This window comes from Microbacterium sp. EST19A, assembly GCF_019969685.1.
In the GTDB taxonomy this organism is placed as follows: Bacteria; Actinomycetota; Actinomycetes; order Actinomycetales; family Microbacteriaceae; genus Microbacterium.
This window is the reverse complement of sequence record NZ_JAHXYZ010000001.1, coordinates 262,595-281,329: the sequence shown is the minus strand read 5'-3', so window position 1 is coordinate 281,329 and position 18,735 is coordinate 262,595. Positions and strand designations below refer to the sequence as shown.

Sequence of the window (18,735 nt, the reverse complement as noted above, 5' to 3'; positions counted from 1 at the left end):
CAGTGTGCTTTAGTTTTTGCAGTAACCAACCGAGGAGAAGGAAATGACCGACACCATCGCCCTCGCGGGCACCGACGCAGGCACCGACGTCACTGCCCCCACCGAACAGGGCCTCAGTGCTCGCAACCGCACCACCCTGGGCCTGCTGCTCGCGGCCGTGTTCGTCGTGTTCCTGAACGAGACGATGATGGCCGTCGCGCTGCCCCGCATCCAGGAATCCCTGCACATCGACGCGACCAAGGGGCAATGGCTGACGACGGCCTTCGCGCTCACCATGGCCGTGGTCATCCCGACCACCGGATGGCTGATGCAGCGCCTCCGCACCCGCACCGTCTTCACGTTGGCCATGTCGAGCTTCGTCGCCGGCACGCTCGTCGCCGCCCTGTCGCCCGCCTTCGAGATGCTCGTGGCCGGCCGGGTCATCCAGGCCGTCGGCACGGCCATCATGATGCCGCTGATGATGACCACGGTGATGACCCTGGTCCCCTCCGGTGAGCGCGGCCGGGTGATGGGCCAGGTCTCCATCGTCATGTCGGTGGCGCCGGCCATCGGTCCGGTCGTGTCGGGCGCCCTCATCCAGGTGCTGCCCTGGCAGGGACTGTTCTGGGTGATGCTGCCGATCGGTGTGACGATGCTCGTGATCGGCATCCGCCGGGTGCCCGACGTCTCCGAGACCCGGAACGTGCCCCTCGACGTGGCATCCGTCGTGCTGGCGGCACTCGCCTTCTCCGCCGTCGTGTTCGGGCTCAGCCAGATCGGTGCCGCAGCCGTGGGAGGAGCGGCCGTCGCGCCGTGGATTCCGATCGTCATCGGCATCGCCACGCTCGGAGTCTTCGGATGGCGGCAGATCGTGCTCCAGCGCACCGACTCGGCACTCCTCGACCTGCGCACCTTCCGGTCGCGCGACTTCGCGGTGTCGGCCGCCATGATGACGGCCGCGATGGTGTCGCTGTTCGGCGCCTTCATCGTGCTGCCCCAGTTCGCCCGCTACGCACTCGGCCTCGACCCGCTGTGGGTCGGCGCGATCCTTCTGCCGGGCGGTCTGCTGATGGGGCTCGCCGGCCCGAGCGTCGGACGCCTGTACGACCGCTTCGGTCCGCGTCCGCTCGTCATCCCGGGGTCCATCGGCCTCGCGGCATCCCTCTCGACGCTCGCGTTCGGTCTCGGTGAGGGCTCCTCGTGGCTCGTGCTGCTCGGCGCGCACATCGCCCTGATGCTGTCGCTCGCCTTCCTGTTCACACCGGCGTTCAGCGCGTCGCTCGGGTCGCTGGCGCCGCACCTGTACTCGCACGGCAGCGCCACCATCGCCACGCTGCAGCAGGTCGCAGGAGCGGCGGGCACGGCGATCTTCGTCGCGCTCTACACGACGGGCGTCGTCTCCACGGGCAGCGCCGACCCTGAGCTGCCGTCGCAGGCAGCCGCGGCCGCCGGCGCGCACCTCGCATTCCTCGCCGGAGCCGTGCTGTCGCTCGGCGTGGTCGTGCTGGCACTGTTCGTCCGCACGCCTCCCGTCGCCGCCGAGCACGCGGCGCACTGAGCGCGTCTCGCGCCCACGAGCTGGCGGACGGAGGCGAGATCGGGGTGACCGCCGGCGACATCGGCGGTCAGGCGTTCGCCCTGGGGTTGATCGACCACGTCGCCATCGATATCGTTCCGGTGGTGTTCGGGGGATGCCCCGCGACTGCTCGAAGACCCCGATGAGGTCATCCGGGGCGAGCGGGTGCTCCACCTGCGGTACCCCGTCCGCAAGAACTGACCCGCCCTGTCCGACCCCGAGAGAATCGAGAGAGACGCATCATGGCCGACCGCTCCACCTTCGATCATCTTCTCGACGTGAACCGCTACGGCGTGATCGCCACCGCGGACCGGGCGGGGAAGCCGTGGGCGACGCCCGTCTTCTTCGCGCCTCTCGGTGCCGACCGGATCTGCTGGGTCTCCTCCCCGGACGCGAGACACTCCCGCAACATCGAGAGCCGGGCCGACGTGGCCGTCACGGTCTTCGATTCCACGGTGCCGGTCGGCGGGGCCGACGCCGCCTACGTCGAGGCGGAGGCGTCGAGGCTTCCCGACGACGGGATCACGGCGGCGCTGCAGGCGCTCAACGTGCGGCTTCCCGCGCACAAGCAGCTCGAGGCCGATGACCTGCAGCCGCACGGATCGCTGGTGGTCTACGCGGCGCGCGTGCAGCACCGACACCTGCTGGTGCGCGGAGGCGACCCCGACCACGGCAATGCCATCGACATGAGGCTCGAGGTCTGAGTGCCTCGGCGGCGCCGGGGGTCAGGCCTTGGCGTCGCCGTCCGCAGCGCGGTTCACGCCGTCGATCGCGTCGTCTTCCACATCCGCGTCGGCCTGGCCGCCGGAGGTGCGGCTCTCGCGACGCTCGAGCAGGCGTGCCGATGCGTCGGTCAGCGGTGAGCGCAGGAAGAGCATCGAGATGCTCACGCCGATGAGCGCGGCGAAGATCGCGGCGAGCCACCAGAACTCCCGGAAGATCGGGAACAGCCAGAGGATCCCGAGCGGCACGAGGAATGCCAGCAGCCGCAGCACGGTATAGACGAGGAAAGGCGCGGGCTTCTTCACCGGACCAGTCTACGTTCGCGGGCTATGAGCTCTCCGACCGCTCAGCCGTCGATGCCGAGGCGGTCCAGCGGGATGCCGCGCACCACGCGCCGCCAGGGGTGCTCGCCGAGCGACCAGAGCAGTCCGTCGTCGAGGTCGAGCGCGAGATCCTCGCATCCGACGGGCAGCGAGACCGGGTCGCGTTCGAGCGCATCGCGTCGGCCGCGCCAGAGGATGCCGGGACGCAGCCGATCCGACTGCGAGACGAAGTATCGATCGCCCCAGCGGACCGCGCCCTGCATCGAGCGGATGCCGGGGGAGAAGCGGTCCTGCTCCTCGAAGCCCTGCTCCGGGCCGTCGGGGATGGAGAACTCGCCGATCCGGCCGCGCTCGTCGGTGCGATATTCGCCGATCATGACCCGACGCAGCGGCTCGCCCGCCTCGTCGAACACCCGGCCGAGGTAGGAGCACCGCAGATCGACCGGATGCACATGCGTGCGCACCGCGACCTGCGCGGTGGCACGCCAGCCGCGTCCGCGTGCACCCGCGAGACGTCGGGCGAGGCTGCCGCGCACGCGGCGGATGTCGGAGAGATCGAACTCCCAGATGCCCTGCCCCGTCGCCGCGACGAACAGCCGATCGTCGAACCAGGCGAGTCCGCCGGCATGGATCGGCGCGGGGGCGAGCTCCCCGTCATCGCCCTCCACCGCGAGCAGGACGTCGAGGTGCCGGGAGCGCTCGAGATCGACGAAGGCGACGCGCGAAGCGAGATGCGTGCGGTCCCGGTCCTGCCGGAACCAGCTCACGGCCAGGGTGCGCCGCCCGTGCCAGCGGCCGAGGTCGATGCCCTGCGGATACCAGCGCTGCGTCCACGACCGCGCGCTGAGCCATCGCAGATCCACGGTGTCGCGGCGCTTCTGGCGCACCGGGCGCCAGGTCGATCCGAAGGGCCAGAGCATGCTGACCATCGTCGCCGATCGCAGCCCGCGGCGCGAACCGGCGGGCATGCGCGCGCCCTGCAGGACACCCCGCGTTCACCTCCGCGTCCTCGACCGGCAACGAACGACTGCGACCATGCGTGTCATCGCCGACCCCGGGAGATCCGTGCGCACACCCCTCGTCACCGTCATCCTGCCCGCCAAAGACGCCGGCGAGTACATCGGGACGACGCTCGAGACGCTCACCCGCCAGTTCGACGACCCGGCAGCGCTCCAGCTCGTCGCGATCGACGACGGCTCCCGCGACGACACGGGCGCGCTCATGCGGCAGTATGCGGACCGGTTCGGACGGGCCGACGTCATCCGCAACCCGCGCCCGCGGGGCCTGGCCAGCGCGCGCAACCAAGGCCTCGCGCTCGTCGAGGGCGACGCGTTCTGCTTCCTCGACGGCGACGACTGGATGCAGCCGCGGCGCCTCGAGGTGCTGGTATCGCGGCTCACGGATCTCGACTGCGACTTCCTCCGCACCGACCACGTCACGGTCGCCGAGGGCCGTCGCACGCTCGTCCGGGCGCCGCATCCCTGGCGTGAGCAGGTCGCGTCGCCGCGGGAGGCGATCCTCCCCGAGCACGAGTCGACGATGGTCGACTACCCGTACGCCTGGGCCGGGATCTTCCACCGCCGGATCATCGACCGCGGCCTGGCCGCCTTCCCCTCGGGGCTGTTCACGGCGGAGGACAGGCCGTGGATCTGGCGGCTGCACCTGGAGGCCGAGTCGTTCGCCGTCGTCGACGCCCCGGCGCTGCTCTACCGCCGCGGCGTCGCGACCTCGCTGACACAGGTGCGGGACCGACGGCAGCTCGACTTCGCGACGGCCATGGACCAGGTGCTCGACATCGTGGAGGGCGATCGCGAGGCGGACCGCTTCCGCGCGAAGGCCGTGTGGACCGCGCTCGCCCTGAGCTCGCACCACCTCGTGCGCGCACGACGGATGCGGCCGCGGCTTCGCGCCGAGATGCGCGCCGGCATCCGGGACATGCTGGGCCGGCTGCCCGACCGCGAGGTCTCCACCGTGCTGAACCGCTTCGACGGTCCGCGACGCCGCGTGCTCGCGCGGATCCTCCGCGAGGCGGGGAGCGCCGCATGACCCAGCTCTTCGCGCTGCACAGCGCCTACGGACTCGCGACGGCGGCCGCGGCGATCGACGCCGGTCTCCTCGACGGCGCATCCCCCGCGGACCGCCTGCTCGTCCCGTTCACCTCCTCGCGGATTCCCGAGACGACCGTCGGGATCGCGGTCGATCCTGCGCTGCGGTCGCTGCGTTCGCGCTTCGATCGCGTCGAGGAGCTCGAGGCGATCCTCGGGCCGCTGCATCCGAGCTCGTGGGAGCCGTCCGACGGCGATCTCCCGATCCTCGAGCGACTGCTGACCCGCGCGTGGCATCTGGACCCCCACGACCTGGAGCTCTTCGTGCAGAGCCCGCAGGTGGCGCCGGCGCGCACGCTGATGTCGCTGTTCCCACAGGCGCGGATCACCCTCATCGGCGACGGCCTGATGACCTATTCGCCGATGCGCGTGAGTCTTCCGCACACGGTGGCCGCCCGCATCGGGCGCGTGGTGCATGCAGACGTCGTGCCCGGTGTGCGTCCGCTCGTCGGATCGCCGCACGCCGAGATCGTTCCGGTGCCGCCGGAGTCCTTCGCCGCCGCGCTGCGCGAGACCGATGCCGGAGAGACGGATGCCGGTGACCCGGCCCTCGACGACGACCCGGAAGGTGCGACGGTGCTCGTGCTGGGTCAGTATCTGTCGGCGCTCGGGCTGGTGAGTCCTGCCGAGGAGATCGCCCTCCAGAAGGACATGATCGACCGGGCCGCGGACTGGTCCCCGCAGCGGATCGTGTTCAAGCCGCACCCGGCCGCTCCGCCGCTGCACACCGACGCGGTGCGCGCGCGGGCGGCGGCGCAGGGCATCGCGTTCGTCGAGCACCGCGGGGGGCCCGCTGCCGAGCTGCTCGCAGAACGGCTCGACGCGGTGGCGGTCGTCGCGGGATTCTCCACCGCGCTCCCGACCGTGCGCACGCTCTTCGGCAGGGAGATCGGCGCGGCCGGCACCGAGACGGTACTCCGCGTGCTGACTCCGTTCGAGAACAGCAACAGGATCCCCGCGACCATCGTCGACGCCCTCACGCGCGACCGGTCGCCGTATCAGGATCCCGCCCGGCTCCAGCTCCTGGTCGACGCGGTCGGCTACGCGATGCAGCCGGAGATCGCCGGCCATCTGCGCCCGCGCGCCGAGGAGCTGCTGACCGGACTCGATCCCGTCGAACGCGACCGGTACTTCACGCCCGAGCGGCTGTCGATGCTGCGACTGCCGGGTGCTCCTGCCGAGAGCGCTGTGCGAAGGATGCTGCGCCCGGCCGGGGGAGTGGGCAGGGTGGAGGAGTGGCGACTCACCGCCATCGGCGCGCGCCGACGTGCCGGGCGGGCGTGGCGGGCGATACGAGGAAGATGAGGATGATGACGACGGTTCCGAAGACGGTGGCGATCATCCCGGCGCGGGGCGGGTCGAAGGGGGTTCCGCGCAAGAACCTGCAGCGCGTCGGCGGTGTGCCCCTCGTCGCCCGCGCCGTGCGAGCGGCAGCGGCCGCCGGCATCGACCTCGTCGTGGTCTCGACCGACGACGACGAGATCGCTGCGGTCTCGGCGGCGGCGGGGGCGCGGATCGTCCATCGTCCTGCCGAGATCTCCGGCGACACGGCCACCTCCGAGAGCGCGATCCTGCACGCGCTCGACGCCCTCGACGCCGACGGCGAGCGGTTCGAGGTCGTCGCCTTCCTGCAGGCGACGTCGCCGTTCATCCCGAGCGACACCCTGGCCGCGGCGGTCGACGAGGTGCGCGCCGACCGCGCCGACAGCGTGTTCTCGGCGTACGAGACCTACGGATTCCTATGGCGGCGCGACGCCCAGGGTGCGGCAGTCGCGATCAACCACGATGCGTCGCACCGCCCTCGGCGGCAGGACCGCGAGCCGCACCACCTCGAGACGGGCGCCTTCTACGTGTTCCGTGCGGACGGCTTCCGGGAGAGCCGGCACCGCTTCTTCGGGCGCACCCGTATCGCGGAGGTGCCGGAGTGGACCGCGATCGAGATCGACGACGAGCAGCAGCTCCGGATCGCCCGTGCGCTCGCCGTCCTGCACGAAGCACCCGAGGCGATCCCGGTCCGCGCGATCGTGACCGACTTCGACGGCGTGCACACCGACGACACCGCGATCGTCGACGCCGACGGCGGGGAGCGCGTGCGCGTCAGCCGGGAGGACGGCATGGGCGTCTCCCTGCTCCGCCGGGCCGGTGTGCCGATGCTGATCCTCTCGACCGAGGTCAACCCGGTCGTCCGCGCGCGGGCCGACAAGCTGCGCGTCCCGGTGCTGCACGGCATCGACGACAAGGAGACGGCCCTGCGAGCCTGGGCGAGTGAGAACGGTGTGGCCCTCGCCGACATCGCCTACCTCGGCAACGACGTCAACGACCTCCCCGCGATGCGGATCGTCGGATGGCCGGTCGCCGTCGCGAACGCCCATCCGCTGGTCCTGGAGGAGGCGCGTGTCGTGCTCCGTCGTCGCGGCGGCGAGGGCGCCGTCCGCGAACTGATCGAACGGGTGTTGTCGAGCTGACCGACCCCGGTAACCCTCCGGACGCACGGTGTTCACCCCCGCCGCGTACTCAGGAGGGAAGGGCCCGCGAGGGCCGTTCGACGACCGGAGGAATCATGACTGTCAGCATCGGTTCGCGGGTGATCGGCGGGGGCCGTCCCGCGTACGTCATCGCAGAGATCGGCTTGAACCACAACGGCGACGTCGACATCGCGAAGCGTCTCATCGACGTCGCGGCCCGTGCCGGCGCCGACGCGGTGAAGTTCCAGAAGCGCACGCCGGAGATCTCCACGCCGGAGCACATGCGCGACGTCCCGCGCGAGACGCCGTGGGGCACCATGACGTACCTCGAGTACCGCCGCCGCGTCGAGTTCGGGCGCGACGAGTACATCGAGATCGGCGACCACGCCACGATGCGCGGCCTCGACTGGTTCGCTTCGCCGTGGGACGTGCCGAGCGTCGCGTTCCTCGAAGAGCTCAACGTGGTGGCGCACAAGGTCGCCTCCGCGAGCCTCACCGACACCGAGCTGCTGGTCGCGCTGCGCGAGACCGGCAAGCCCGTCATCCTCTCCACCGGGATGTCGACCATCGAGCAGATCGACCGCGCGCTCGACACGCTCGGCACCGACCGTGTGGTGCTCATGCACGCCACCTCGACGTACCCGCTGGAGCCGGAGGAGGCGAACCTGCGGGTCATCTCGACTCTCCGTGACCGCTATGCCGGTGTGCCCGTCGGCTACTCCGGCCACGAGCGCGGACTGCAGATCTCCCTCGCCGCGGTCGCTCTCGGAGCCGTCGCCGTCGAGCGCCACATCACGCTCGACCGCACGATGTGGGGCTCCGACCACGCGGCCTCCCTCGAGCCCACCGGTCTCGAGCACCTCGTGCGCGACATCCGCGTGATCGAGAAGGCGCTCGGCGACGGCGTCAAGCGGGTGTTCGACAGCGAGCGCGCACCGATGGCGAAGCTCCGCCGCATCCCCGCATGACGGATGCCGAGGGCATCCGCGTCGTCGCGATCGCGGATGCCGACTCGTTCGTGAAGTGGTCGGCCGCACTGCTCGGCGAGGTGCCCGGACTCCGGCCGCACCTGCTCCTGGTGCGCACGCCGCTGGCCGCCAGCGCCGCGCAGCAGCGCACGGCGCTCGCCGGCACCGGGCTGCGGCCGCAGGACGTCACGCGCATCGGCTTCGCAGAGACCGCGGGATGGCTCGAGGGGCAGCGGCCCGACGTCGTGCTGCTGGCGGGTCGTGGCCCGTTCGTGCGGCTGATGGGACGCGTGATCGACTCGCTGCGGCACCGGCCGGTCACGGTCTCGGGCCTTCCCGGCATGGCGATCCCTGCGCAGCGCGGAGCCCTCGACTACCGGCGGCACACCGATCTGCTGGTGCTGCACTCGCACCGGGAGGAGCGCGCGTTCGCCGAGCTCGGCGAACGCATCGGCGTCTCGATGCCGACGGCCCTCGCCACCCTGCCGTTCGCACGGCGCCGACAGCGGATGCTGCGCCCCGAGCGTGTCCTCGTCGACGCGCTCTCCGCCCGTCCCGGTGGCGTCGCGGTGGCGGAACGGCCTCCGCAGCCGGTCGCCGTGCGGCCCCCGGCGACCGACATCGTGTTCGCCGCTCAGGCCCTCGTCCCGGTCGCCCACGAGGAGCGGGCCGAGATCGCCGCGACCCTGGTGCGCGCCGCCGAGGCCGATCCGAGCCGCCGCGTCGTGGTGAAGCTGCGCTCGCGGCCGGGGGAGTCCGAGACGCACCTCGAACGCGACCCGTACACCGCGATGCTGCCGAGCCGACGACCGCGCAACCTCGTCTTCTCGTACGACTCGATGGCGACGGCGCTGGAGAGCGCGGCGGGGCTCGTCACCGTCAGCTCGACCGCGGCCATCGAGGCGACGGCCCTCGGCATCCCGGTGATCGCGCTCGACTCCTTCGGGGTGAGCAAGAGCCTGCTGAACACGGTGTTCGTGGGGAGCGGTCTGCTCGGCGGGCGGAACGAGGTCGTGGCCGGTCGGTTCCGGCATCCGCACCCCGACTGGCTGCGCGACAACTACTTCCACCCCGAGACGGAGTCGAACTGGTGGCACCGGGTGCAGGAGCTCGTGGCCATGCGCCGGGCGGGTGCGCTCCCGCATCACCGCGTGCCCGCCGCGCGGGGCGGCGCACTGCACGAGGCGTGGCACCGCGCGAGCGTGCTCGGGCGCGAGGATCGATCGCTCAGCGGAGCTCTCGCGCTGACGGTCGGCGCTCCGGCCACGCGCGCGCTGTCGGCGGTGCGCCGTCGGAGCGAGCCTTCTGACGGCGGCACCTGGGCGGACGCCTCGACCGACTTCACGCTCGAGCCCAACCCGTTCCACGACTCGATCCGGCGCTGAGCGCCCCTCGCCCCACCGGGCGAGAGGCGCTCAGGCGCCGTGTTCTCAGCTGCTGCGCTTGATCGCGCGCACCCCGACCACGAGTCCGACCACCGCGACGGCGAGAGCCGAGACCCAGCCCCAGAGCACGGTCACGTCGCCGAGGTCTCCGGCGAACAGGGCGCGTTCGGCCTGCACGACCCAGTTGACCGGGTTCACCGACGCGACGACCCGCATCCAGCCCGGGGCGTCGTCGAGCGGCAGCAGCATGCCCGACAGGATCAGCAGCGGGAAGATGAGCGCCTGCTGCACGCCCCAGAACAGCCACTCGCGGTCCTTCGTCGCCAGCGCCAGGGAATACGACAGCGATCCGAGGCCCACGCCGAAGACCGCCAGCAGCGCCAGGCCGATGAGCAGGCCCGGGATGTCGGCCGCGAAGCCGAACGGCCACGCGATCAGCACGATCACCAGGGCCTGCACGACGATCGGCGCGATCTCCTTGAGTGCGCGGCCGACCAGCAGCGAGGAGCGGGCGAGCGGCGCGACGAGCGTGCGCTCGTGCGAGCCGGTCATCATCTCGTACTGCAGGTTCGATCCGGTCGCCCCGGTGCCGAACAGCACGATCATCACCAGCACGCCGGGCACGAACCAGGCCAGCGTCTCACCGGCCGACTGCCCGGAGTCGCCGATCAGCAGCGGGGCGAACAGCCCGAGGAAGACGAGCGGCTGCAGCAGGCTGAAGATGAGCGTGAACGGGTCGCGGAGCACCGGCTTGAGCTCGCGGGTCAGCACGTTCCGGGTGTCGCGGGCGAGGTTCGGGCGCACGAGCGTGTCGATGGCGGTCATGAGAGGACTCCTGTCTTGCTGATGTCGGATGCGGTGTCTGCCGTGTCGGAATCGGATGCCTCGCCCTCGGCATCCGTCCCTTCGCCCGCTTCGCGGAGGGTGCGTCCGGTGAGGGCGAGGAACACGTCGTCGAGCGTGGGCGGAACGCCCGTCGCGCGGGTGACCGAGATGCCGGCCGCGTCGAGTTCCCTCACGATCACCGGCAGTAGCCGGTCGCCGTCCGGCACCGCGAGGGAGAGTGCATCGCCGTCAAGGGTGACCGGCGCCGTGCTGAGGCGCGCGACCACGGAGCGGGCGGATGCCGCCGCCGCGGCATCCGCGAATCCGAAGGTGAGCACGTCGCCGGCGAGCGTCGCCTTCAGCGCCGTCGCGCTGTCGTCGGCGATGATGCGGCCCTTGTCCATGACCATCACGCGCTCCGCGTAGCGGTCCGCCTCCTCGAGGTAGTGCGTGGTGAGGAAGACCGTCGTGCCGTGCTGGGTGCGCAGATCGAGGATGTGCTCCCACAGGTTCGCCCGGCTCTGCGGGTCGAGCCCGGTCGAGGGCTCGTCGAGGAAGATCAGCGGCGGCGCGTGCATCAGTCCGAGGGCGATGTCGAGCCGGCGCTTCTGCCCGCCGCTCAGCTGCTGCACGCTGCGGGTCGCGAACGAGGACAGGTCGAGCGACTCGATGAGCTCGTCGGCCCGGCGGATGCTGTCGCGCTTCGACATCCCGTAGAACGAGCCCTGGCTGAGCAGCTCGTCGCGCACCCGCTGCGAGAAGCTGCCGCTGGTGAGCTGGCCGACGTAGCCGATGCGGGCGCGCACGCCCGCGGCATCCGTCCTGATGTCGTGTCCGACGACCCTGGCCGTTCCCGAGGTGGGCGGGATGAGGGTGGTCAGCATGCGGAGGCTGGTGGATTTTCCGGCGCCGTTCGGGCCGAGGAACGCGACGAGCTCGCCGGTCGTCGCTGCGAAGGAGACGTCGGTGACCGCGTGCACCGGCTTCTTCTTGACGGTGAAGACCTTGGTGAGGCCCTCGGTTTCGATGATGGATTGGTTCGTCATGCTGCGAAGGTAGAAGCCAACCAGGACAGATACTGTCCTCGATGTCTGGCAATCTTTGAGTCATGTCCGACACCACCACTCGCGCTCTCTCGCTGCTGAATCTGCTGCAGACGCACCGGCATTGGCCGGGGACCGAACTCGCCGCCCGCCTCGGAGTCACGGAGCGCACCGTGCGCCGCGACGTCGACCGTCTGCGCGACCTCGGCTATCGCGTCGAGTCCACGCCCGGCGCCGCGGGCGGCTATCGGCTCGAGGCGGGCAGTGCCGTGCCGCCGCTGCTCCTCACCGACGACGAGGCCGTCACGATGGCGATCGGGCTGCGCGTCGCGGCCACGCAGCAACTCGTCGGCGGACCCGAGGTCACGCTCACGGCCCTGGCGAAGCTCGAGCAGGTGCTGCCGTCGGCCCTGCGGCAGCGGGTGAACGCGCTCGCGGCATCCGTGCAGCCTCCGCGCATCGGCGACGGCCCCGTGGTCTCACCCGACGTGCTCGGCGAGATCGCGCTCGCGACCCGCGACACCGAGCGGCTGCGGCTGCGGTACGTGGATGCCGAGGGTGCCGAGAGCGTCCGCCGGGTCGAGCCTCACGCGCTGGCACCCGCCGGGCGCAAGTGGTTCCTGCTCTGCTGGGATCTCGACCGGGAGGACTGGCGCACGTTCCGCGTCGACCGGGTCGCGTCGGTCGAGCACACCCGCGTGCTCTTCGCCCGGCGCGAGATCACGGAGGCCGAGATCGAGGAGCGGGTGCTCGTCGCGTCGTCGTGGTCGCCGCAGAAGGTCGAGGGGGATGCCGTGATGGACCTGTCGCTCGCCGAGGTGCACGACCGCTTCGGGCCGTGGTCGCAGGGCGCGACGGCGGAGGATGCCGAGCACACGCGCTGGCCCATCGGCGGCTCGGACTGGCGCGAGGCGATGTACGCATTCCTCTGGATCCCGGAAGGTGTCGAGTACGCGATGACCTTCCCCGAGCCGGATCGCTCTGAGCTGCGGGAGGCGGCGGAGCGGATGCTGCGGGCGATCGACCGGCCGGTGCCGCCGGCGCGGGGGTGAGGGGCCGCAGGCTCAGGCGAGTCCCGGAGGGTTCGCGTCCGTCCAGCGCTGGAAGGTCTGCACTCCCCAGAATCCGGCGAACAGGCAGAGCGCGATGACCTCGCCGATGAGCACCGCCGGGAAGCCGTCCAGCGCGTCGCGGAAGAGGAAAGCGGCGATCAGCAGCGCCAGGTCGGCGATCATGAGACGCGTCACCCAGCGGTAGAACGTCTTCTGCCCCGGGGTCGGCGGCGTCTCCTGCTCATCGAGAGGCTCGCGGGAGAGCAGGACGGGCACGGCCGCGAACGTGCCGAAGAACGCGATCGTCACGGCGAAGTGGATGCTCGACGGGAACGGCCAGAAATTGAACGGGAAGTCGGCGTTCAGCGCCGGGATGAAGGCCAGCGCGGCGATCACGACGGCGGTGACGATGGCGATGGCCGAGACGAGACGGGCACCGGGGACGCGGATCCGTTTCCTGCCCCGGATCACGGCCATGGTGACCACCGCGGCGATGACGACGATCACGTAGGCGACGACGCCGGCACGGACGTCGCCCAGATACGGCGCCGGGATGCATTCCTCGGGTCCGGGGCAGCTCAGCCCGTCGACGGGGCGATCCGCGTCGATCCCCGTGGGGATGAGCGCGATCAGCGGCGCGAAGGTCGCGGAGATGTCGAGCAGCACGGTCGCGCGGTTGCGACCGGAGAGCGCGAGCAGCGCGAGCGACGCGGCGATCAGGGCGCCGACGAAGACGCTCCGCGCCGACGTGTAGAAGTAGTGGCTGAGCGAGGGGAGCGGATCCCACCCGAGCGCGAACGGCTCCCACGACACGACGACGGTCTCGAGCATCACGCTCACCAGGAGCGCGAACACCACGAACACGAGCGACAGCCGAAGGTAGCGGTGCGTCTTCTGCCCGGTGGTGGCGGGGTCGAGCGCAGGGGCCATGCCCGAGACGGTACACCCGAGCGCCGACGGCGAGCTCCCGCGTCTCCGCAGGCTCGGCCCTGTCATCCGCCGACTCATAGGGTTGTCCCAGGTAACGATCCTGGCGGGAAAGATCACGGCGAGGTAACGTCATCCTCATCGCGGCGATCCGGGCGGTCCCGGGCCTCAGCTCATATCTGACGGCGTTGCGGGTTCGACTCCCGCCGTCGCGTCCACTCAGAGGCCGAGCTCATCCAGCCTCTCCTCGAACCGCACCTGCACGTCTTCCGGTTCCGCATCCTCGGACTCGGTCCAGATCGCGTCGAGCTCCTTCTGCACCGAGTCGGGGAGTGCGGCGAACTTCTCGTCCCAGGCGGCGATCGGCGTCCAGTAGCCGACGACCTTGAACCGGGTCGCCGGCAGGCCGAGCTCTTTGCGCAGGTACTTGCGCACATCGCGCAGCGCGACGGTCTCCCCGGCGACCCACACGTAGCCCTCGTCGAGGGGCAGGCGGTCGTCGACGATGCCGCGCACCAGGTGGCCGAGCGCGCTCGGGGCGTGGCCGTTGCCGCCGATCACCCAGGTGACCTCGACATCGGGGCCGACGTCGAACGACACGCGGTCGTTCTCGTGCGGAACCTCGAGCACCACGCGGGTGCGCACGCCTGCCGGAGCCTCCGCGGCGATCCGCGCCACGGCCGGCAGACCGGTGAGGTCGGCGACCAGCACCTGCCACGTGATGTCGGAGGGCGGGGAGTACAGGCCGGTCGGCGAGTTCAGTCCGAGCACGTGGCCCGGCTCCGCGCGCGCAGCCCACGGGCCCGCGATCCCGGCGTCGTGCAGCACGAAGTCGATGTCGAGCTCGCCGGCATCCGGTCGCACCCCGCTGATCGTGTACGTGCGCATCGGCGCCTCGGGTGCGCCCTCCGGCGTCTCCCACCAGTCGCCCGCAGGCACCGGCAGGGAAACGTCTGTCGGGTCGTCGCCGTGCGGGAAGAACACGCGGACGTACTCGTCGCCGATGCCCGTGCTGAGGAAGTCCTCGATTCCGGGGCCGGCGAGGGTGACGCGGGTCAGGGTCGGGGCGAGGGTGATGGTGCTGCTGACGATGCCGCGGTGGATGTTCACGGGGTCTCCGTCTCTCCGGACTCGTGCGGAGTCCGGGTCGGGTTCGAGGTCGGGTTCGGGGTCTGGGTCGGGCGGTCGAGTGGGCTCTGAGTCTGGGCGAGCCAGGAGCGGCGGTACGGTCCGTCGGATGCGAGGAGCTCCTCGTGCGTGCCGCGCTGCGTCGCTCTCCCATCGGCGAAGACGACGATCTGCTCGGCCGTGGACGCCTGCTGCAGCCGGTGGGCGATGAGCAGCGCGGTGCGGCCTTCGCGCAGCGCGGTGATCGCGCCCTCCACCGCGTCCCGGTGGTGCAGGCCGACATCGGCGGTGGCCTCGTCGAGGATCACGACCGCGGGGTCGGCGAGCAGTGCGCGCGCGACGGCGAGCTGCTGGATCCGCCCCTCATCGAGGGGGACGGTCGGGGCATCGGACGGATGCTGCGCGCCCCCGCTCTCAGATGCCATCGCATCGACCGCCCAAGCCGCGCCGACGGCGTGCAGCACCGCGACCATCTCGCCGTGGCTCGCATCCGGGGCGACCAGTCGGAGGTTGTCGGCGATCGTGCCGCGGAAGTGGTGCAGCTCCTGCGAGAGGTAGTACGGGTCGGCGATCTCGGAGGCGAGATGCACGCTGCCGGAGCTCGGCGGGTGGTGCCCGGCGATCACCCGCGCGAGGGTGCTCTTGCCGGATCCGGAGCTGCCGACCAGTGCGGCCGTCGTCCCCGGATCGACCGTGAGCGTGACCTCGCTGATCCCGCGGCCCGTCGTGGGGTAGAGGAACGTGACGTCGCGCACCTCGATCCCGGTGGACGTCGCCGGGACGGCATCCGGTTCTGTGGTCTCCGACCGCTGCGGGGCGAGGTCGATCACGCCGACGAGGCGAGCGAGACCGATCGTCGCCCGCTGGATGTCGTCGAGGCCGAAGATCAGCTGCCCGACGGGACCGAACAGGCGGTGGAACAACAGGGCGGCGGTCGTGACCATGCCCACCGTGATCGCGCCGGCCGACTGCAGCAGGAACCCGGTGGCGAGGATCGCCGCCAGCCCGACGAGCTCGCCGCCGTTGATCCAGCGGAACAGCCGGTTCGTCAGCCGCACACCCTCGATCTGCGTGCGGATCGACCCCTCGGCGCGCTCACGGACGCGCTCGAGCGCGTGCTCCTGCTCGTTGAACGCGGTGAGGGTCTCGATTCCCTCGACCGCCTCGAGCACGGCCTGGCTGCGGGCAGCCTCGCGCACCCGCACCTCGCGGAACACGACGCGTGAACGACGCAGGAAGGCGCGGGTGCCGAGGATGTAGCAGGGCGCCGATGCGAGCCCGGCGAGGGCGAGCCACGGGTCGAGCGCGGTCAGGGCGGCCACCGAGACCGCGATCGCGAATCCGGCGGACAGCAGGGTCGGCGCGACGTTCCCGCCGGCCTCCGCCACGGCGTCCACGTCACCCGTCACGCGCGACAGCAGGTCGGCGCTCTCGCCGTCGTCGACCGAGCTGACCGGCAGCCGCATGGCCGAGGCGAACCCGTCTTCGCGGAGGCTCGCGAGCATGTCCTGCACGAGTCCGGTGAGCACGCGCGTGGCCCACAGCATCATGACGGCGGCGCCGATCGCACCGGCGCCGGCTCCGGCGACCCAGCCGGCGATGGTGGGGAGTCCTGCGTCGGTCGAGACGGCGTCGACGATGCGTCCGAGGCAGGCCGGCATCACGATACCGAGGGCGGATGCCGCGAGGAAAAGCACCGCGACCGCCGCCGTCCGGCCGGGATGCTGCCGCAGCAGCGCGCCGACGGCGGCGCGGACTCGAGCGCTCGAGGCGATCGGCAGCAGCGCGCTGCGCGAGGGGTCAGTCATGTCGAGCATCCGATCCGGCAGCGGGGAGGTCGACGACGCGGTCGCACGCGCCGAGCAGCAGCGGCGAGGTCGTGATCACGATCATGGTCGCGGTGTGGTCGGCGAGGGCGCGGGCGATATGCGCCTCGGTGATGGCATCCACCGCCGAGGTCGGCTCGTCCAGCACGAGCACCTCGGCATCCGCGTGCAGGCCGCGGGCGATGCCGATGCGCTGACGCTGTCCGCCCGAGAGCCGCCGACCGGCCTCGCCGACCTGCGCCTCCCAGCCGCCGACCTGCGCGACCGTGTCGTGCAGCGCCGCCATCTCGATGAGCTCGGGCTGCGGAGTGTCCGCCGACCCGTGGCCACGCACCGCTTCGAGCAGCGTGCCGCTCACGATCGTCTGTCCGTGCGGCGGGGCGACGACGCGACGACGATACTCCACCGGATCGAGGTGAATGAGATCGCGGAACGTCCCGTCGACCGCGAGCGAGACCGTGCCGGGCACGGGGCGCGTGCGCAGACCCAGCAGGCGGGACAGCGCACGCGCGGTGTCGCTGTCTGCCGGACGGATGCCGAGAAGCTCGCCCTCGCGCACCTCGACGGGCGGCGAGCCGGCGGGGCCTGCGCGGAACGCCAGGACGACGTCGGCCGCAGATGCCGTGACGTGCGCGCCGCCGGCCTCCGGCTCGTCGAGCAGGTCCTCCGCGTCGATGACCTCGGCGAGGCGCTTGGCCGAGGCCAGCTTGTGGATCCAGTTCGAGGGGAACGACCCCGCGTACGCGAGGTAGCCGCTGATGAACTGCGCGAGTCCGAGCACGGTCACGAGCTCTCCGATGCTGATGCGGCCCTCCGCCGCGAACCAGGCCGACATGCCGGCGAGCGCCGTGGTGACCACGGCCGCGAGGGTGCCGCTGACCGCCTCGGATGCGGCCAGTGAACGGCCGGCCGCCGTCGCCGCGCGGCGCGAGACATCGCTCGCGGCGACATATCGGCGCACGGCCTCTTCGCGCGCGCCGATGCCGACGAGCACGCGGAACCCGCTCATGAAGTCGGCGGCGACCGCGCCGGCCTCGGTCGCCGCGTGCTGCTCGGCGAATCCTCGGCGCTCGAGCGGGCGCGAGACGACGCGCATCACGAGCATCATCGCGATCGTGGAGCCGAAGACCACGAGCGTCGCGATCGGCGAGATCACGAGCATGGCCAGCGCCGCCCCGACGATCGCCGCGATGGTCGAGCACTGCTGCGCCACCGACCAGGCGACGCCGGCCACGCGATAGGTGTCCGAGGTCACGAAGGTCAGGGCCTCGCCGGGCGTCACGCTCCGCCGGGACAAGCGGGGGCGCAGCATCCGTGACAGCGTCAGGTGTCGCAGCGCCTGCTCGCCGTAGCCGTAGATCGTCACCATGAAGCGGGATGCCGACTGGTAGCTCACGGTCAGCACCAGGAACGTGCCGACCAGCACACCGAGCCAGAGGGCGAGCGCGCCGGGATCGGCAGGGAGCACCGCGCGGTCGATCGTGGCGCCGATGATCACCGGGATCGCCGCCTCGGCGAGCGAGTGCACGACGAGGAGCGCGGTCGCGGCGGTCAGCGCGATGCCTCGCCCCTCGGAGGTGAGTGCGATCGCGAAGAGCTGCCGGGGTGTGCGCGTCACGAGGTTCGCCGGCCGAGCGGCAGCACCAGCGGGGTGCCGGACACGGGGTCGGTGATGACCTTGCACGGCAGGTCGTACACGGCTTCGACGAGCTCGGCGGTGATGATCTCGCGCGGGTCGCCCTGCGCCACGACCGCACCGTCGCGCATCGCGACGAGGTGGGTCGCGTAGCGGGCGGCGTGATTCAGGTCGTGCAGCACGGCGACGAGCGTCGTGCCGTTGCGGTGCAGGTCGGCGAACAGCTCCATCAGGTCGATCTGGTGGGCGATGTCGAGGAAGGTCGTCGGCTCGTCGAGCAGCAGATGCCTGGTCTGCTGGGCGAGCGCCATCGCCACCCAGACGCGCTGGCGCTGGCCGCCGGAGAGCTCGTCGACCAGGCGGCGGGACAGGTCCGTGACGCCGGTGGCCGCCATCGCCTCGGAGACCGCGCGGTCGTCGGCGCTGCTCCAGGTGCGCATCGCGTTCTGATGCGGGAACCGGCCTCGTCCCACGAGGTCGGCGACCGTGATGCCGTCGGGCGCGATCGACGACTGGGGGAGGAGCCCGAGGCGGCGGGCGGCCTCCTTCGGCTTGTACGTCTTCAGCTCTGCGCCGTCGAGCAGCACGGCCCCGGTGGTCGGACGCAGGAGCCGTGCGAACCCGCGCAGCAGCGTCGACTTGCCGCACGCGTTCGGGCCGATGATGATCGTGAACGAGCCGTCCGGCACCTCGAGCGAGAGCTCCGAGATGATGGGGGTGTCTCCGTAGCCCAGGCTGATGTCGCGGGCCAGCAGCGAAGCGGTCATGGGTGTT

Annotated in this window: 17 protein-coding genes and 1 pseudogene; 9 read left to right on the top strand and 9 right to left on the bottom strand. The window is 71.4% G+C overall.

Going from position 1 to position 18,735, the window contains the following annotated elements:
• Positions 1 to 43: 43 nt before the first annotated feature.
• Both LC452_RS01485 and LC452_RS01480 read left to right on the top strand, forming a co-directional pair.
• Positions 44 to 1,537 carry a DHA2 family efflux MFS transporter permease subunit gene (locus LC452_RS01485; RefSeq protein WP_223622250.1) on the top strand — a complete coding sequence of 498 codons (1,494 nt, stop codon included), beginning with the start codon at positions 44 to 46 and terminating at the stop codon, positions 1,535 to 1,537.
• 260 nt (positions 1,538 to 1,797) lie between these two features.
• Positions 1,798 to 2,259: a pyridoxamine 5'-phosphate oxidase family protein gene (locus LC452_RS01480; RefSeq protein ID WP_223622249.1), complete on the top strand. Its 462-nt coding sequence runs from the start codon at positions 1,798 to 1,800 to the stop codon at positions 2,257 to 2,259.
• Between the two features lie 21 nt (positions 2,260 to 2,280).
• Here the strand turns inward: LC452_RS01480 and LC452_RS01475 are convergent, their stop codons facing one another.
• Positions 2,281 to 2,583, bottom strand: coding sequence for a DUF4229 domain-containing protein (locus LC452_RS01475; protein ID WP_223622248.1), 303 nt, complete (start codon positions 2,581 to 2,583; stop codon positions 2,281 to 2,283).
• A gap of 41 nt (positions 2,584 to 2,624) precedes the next feature.
• Positions 2,625 to 3,521: a hypothetical protein gene (locus LC452_RS01470; RefSeq protein WP_223622247.1), complete on the bottom strand. Its 897-nt coding sequence runs from the start codon at positions 3,519 to 3,521 to the stop codon at positions 2,625 to 2,627.
• Positions 3,522 to 3,636: 115 nt separating this feature from the next.
• On the opposite strand from LC452_RS01470, the gene LC452_RS01465 reads away from it, so the two are divergent.
• From LC452_RS01465 to LC452_RS01445, 5 genes are all read left to right on the top strand, one after another.
• Entirely contained in the window at positions 3,637 to 4,647 is a 1,011-nt protein-coding gene (locus tag LC452_RS01465; protein WP_223622246.1) for a glycosyltransferase family 2 protein, read from the top strand.
• Positions 4,644 to 6,011, top strand: coding sequence for an alpha-2,8-polysialyltransferase family protein (locus LC452_RS01460; protein ID WP_223622245.1), 1,368 nt, complete (start codon positions 4,644 to 4,646; stop codon positions 6,009 to 6,011). Before LC452_RS01465 ends, LC452_RS01460 begins: the two co-directional genes overlap by 4 nt.
• 2 nt (positions 6,012 to 6,013) lie before the next feature.
• A complete protein-coding gene (locus tag LC452_RS01455) occupies positions 6,014 to 7,171 on the top strand; it encodes a cytidylyltransferase domain-containing protein (RefSeq protein WP_374197752.1) in 1,158 nt (385 codons plus the stop codon).
• Between the two features lie 95 nt (positions 7,172 to 7,266).
• On the top strand, positions 7,267 to 8,139 hold the full coding sequence (locus LC452_RS01450; protein WP_223622243.1) for an N-acetylneuraminate synthase family protein: 873 nt from the start codon (positions 7,267 to 7,269) through the stop codon (positions 8,137 to 8,139).
• A complete protein-coding gene (locus LC452_RS01445) occupies positions 8,136 to 9,524 on the top strand; it encodes a DUF6716 putative glycosyltransferase (protein ID WP_223622242.1) in 1,389 nt (462 codons plus the stop codon). Before LC452_RS01450 ends, LC452_RS01445 begins: the two co-directional genes overlap by 4 nt.
• Positions 9,525 to 9,569: 45 nt before the next feature.
• Here the strand turns inward: LC452_RS01445 and LC452_RS01440 are convergent, their stop codons facing one another.
• Together LC452_RS01440 and LC452_RS01435 are read right to left on the bottom strand one after the other, a co-directional pair.
• On the bottom strand, positions 9,570 to 10,349 hold the full coding sequence (locus LC452_RS01440; RefSeq protein WP_223622241.1) for an ABC transporter permease: 780 nt from the start codon (positions 10,347 to 10,349) through the stop codon (positions 9,570 to 9,572).
• A complete protein-coding gene (locus LC452_RS01435; RefSeq protein WP_223622240.1) occupies positions 10,346 to 11,395 on the bottom strand; it encodes an ATP-binding cassette domain-containing protein in 1,050 nt (349 codons plus the stop codon). The genes LC452_RS01440 and LC452_RS01435 overlap by 4 nt, the downstream gene beginning before the upstream one ends.
• Positions 11,396 to 11,457: 62 nt before the next feature.
• Between LC452_RS01435 and LC452_RS01430 the strand changes: the two genes are divergently transcribed.
• Positions 11,458 to 12,444 (top strand): YafY family protein, encoded by a 987-nt coding sequence (locus LC452_RS01430; protein ID WP_223622239.1) that lies wholly within the window; start codon positions 11,458 to 11,460, stop codon positions 12,442 to 12,444.
• A gap of 12 nt (positions 12,445 to 12,456) precedes the next feature.
• Here the strand turns inward: LC452_RS01430 and LC452_RS01425 are convergent, their stop codons facing one another.
• Positions 12,457 to 13,374 carry a hypothetical protein gene (locus tag LC452_RS01425; protein ID WP_223622238.1) on the bottom strand — a complete coding sequence of 306 codons (918 nt, stop codon included), beginning with the start codon at positions 13,372 to 13,374 and terminating at the stop codon, positions 12,457 to 12,459.
• 139 nt (positions 13,375 to 13,513) lie between these two features.
• Between LC452_RS01425 and LC452_RS01420 the strand changes: the two are divergent.
• Positions 13,514 to 13,589: pseudogene (locus LC452_RS01420) on the top strand.
• Position 13,590: 1 nt separating this feature from the next.
• Here the strand turns inward: LC452_RS01420 and LC452_RS01415 are convergent.
• Genes LC452_RS01415 through LC452_RS01400 form a run of 4 tightly spaced genes read right to left on the bottom strand, consistent with a single transcriptional unit; the run spans position 13,591 to position 18,728 of the window.
• Entirely contained in the window at positions 13,591 to 14,481 is an 891-nt protein-coding gene (locus LC452_RS01415; RefSeq protein ID WP_223622237.1) for a siderophore-interacting protein, read from the bottom strand.
• Positions 14,478 to 16,307: an ABC transporter ATP-binding protein gene (locus tag LC452_RS01410; RefSeq protein WP_223622236.1), complete on the bottom strand. Its 1,830-nt coding sequence runs from the start codon at positions 16,305 to 16,307 to the stop codon at positions 14,478 to 14,480. Before LC452_RS01410 ends, LC452_RS01415 begins: the two co-directional genes overlap by 4 nt.
• The gene (locus LC452_RS01405; protein WP_223622235.1) at positions 16,300 to 17,943 is read right to left on the bottom strand and encodes an ABC transporter ATP-binding protein; all 1,644 of its coding nucleotides are present in this window, start codon (positions 17,941 to 17,943) and stop codon (positions 16,300 to 16,302) included. Before LC452_RS01405 ends, LC452_RS01410 begins: the two co-directional genes overlap by 8 nt.
• Complete coding sequence (locus LC452_RS01400; RefSeq protein ID WP_223622234.1) at positions 17,940 to 18,728, bottom strand: ABC transporter ATP-binding protein; 789 nt, start codon at positions 18,726 to 18,728, stop codon at positions 17,940 to 17,942. The genes LC452_RS01405 and LC452_RS01400 overlap by 4 nt, the downstream gene beginning before the upstream one ends.
• Positions 18,729 to 18,735: the final 7 nt, after the last annotated feature.

Coding starts and splice junctions, on each gene's coding strand:
- LC452_RS01485 (WP_223622250.1), top strand. CDS start 44: ATGACCGACACCATCGCCCTCGCGGGCACCGACGCAGGCACCGACGTC.
- LC452_RS01480 (WP_223622249.1), top strand. CDS start 1,798: ATGGCCGACCGCTCCACCTTCGATCATCTTCTCGACGTGAACCGCTAC.
- LC452_RS01470 (WP_223622247.1), bottom strand. CDS start 3,521: ATGCTCTGGCCCTTCGGATCGACCTGGCGCCCGGTGCGCCAGAAGCGC.
- LC452_RS01465 (WP_223622246.1), top strand. CDS start 3,637: ATGCGTGTCATCGCCGACCCCGGGAGATCCGTGCGCACACCCCTCGTC.
- LC452_RS01460 (WP_223622245.1), top strand. CDS start 4,644: ATGACCCAGCTCTTCGCGCTGCACAGCGCCTACGGACTCGCGACGGCG.
- LC452_RS01455 (WP_374197752.1), top strand. CDS start 6,014: ATGATGACGACGGTTCCGAAGACGGTGGCGATCATCCCGGCGCGGGGC.
- LC452_RS01450 (WP_223622243.1), top strand. CDS start 7,267: ATGACTGTCAGCATCGGTTCGCGGGTGATCGGCGGGGGCCGTCCCGCG.
- LC452_RS01445 (WP_223622242.1), top strand. CDS start 8,136: ATGACGGATGCCGAGGGCATCCGCGTCGTCGCGATCGCGGATGCCGAC.
- LC452_RS01440 (WP_223622241.1), bottom strand. CDS start 10,349: ATGACCGCCATCGACACGCTCGTGCGCCCGAACCTCGCCCGCGACACC.
- LC452_RS01435 (WP_223622240.1), bottom strand. CDS start 11,395: ATGACGAACCAATCCATCATCGAAACCGAGGGCCTCACCAAGGTCTTC.
- LC452_RS01430 (WP_223622239.1), top strand. CDS start 11,458: ATGTCCGACACCACCACTCGCGCTCTCTCGCTGCTGAATCTGCTGCAG.
- LC452_RS01425 (WP_223622238.1), bottom strand. CDS start 13,374: ATGGCCCCTGCGCTCGACCCCGCCACCACCGGGCAGAAGACGCACCGC.
- LC452_RS01410 (WP_223622236.1), bottom strand. CDS start 16,307: ATGACTGACCCCTCGCGCAGCGCGCTGCTGCCGATCGCCTCGAGCGCT.
- LC452_RS01400 (WP_223622234.1), bottom strand. CDS start 18,728: ATGACCGCTTCGCTGCTGGCCCGCGACATCAGCCTGGGCTACGGAGAC.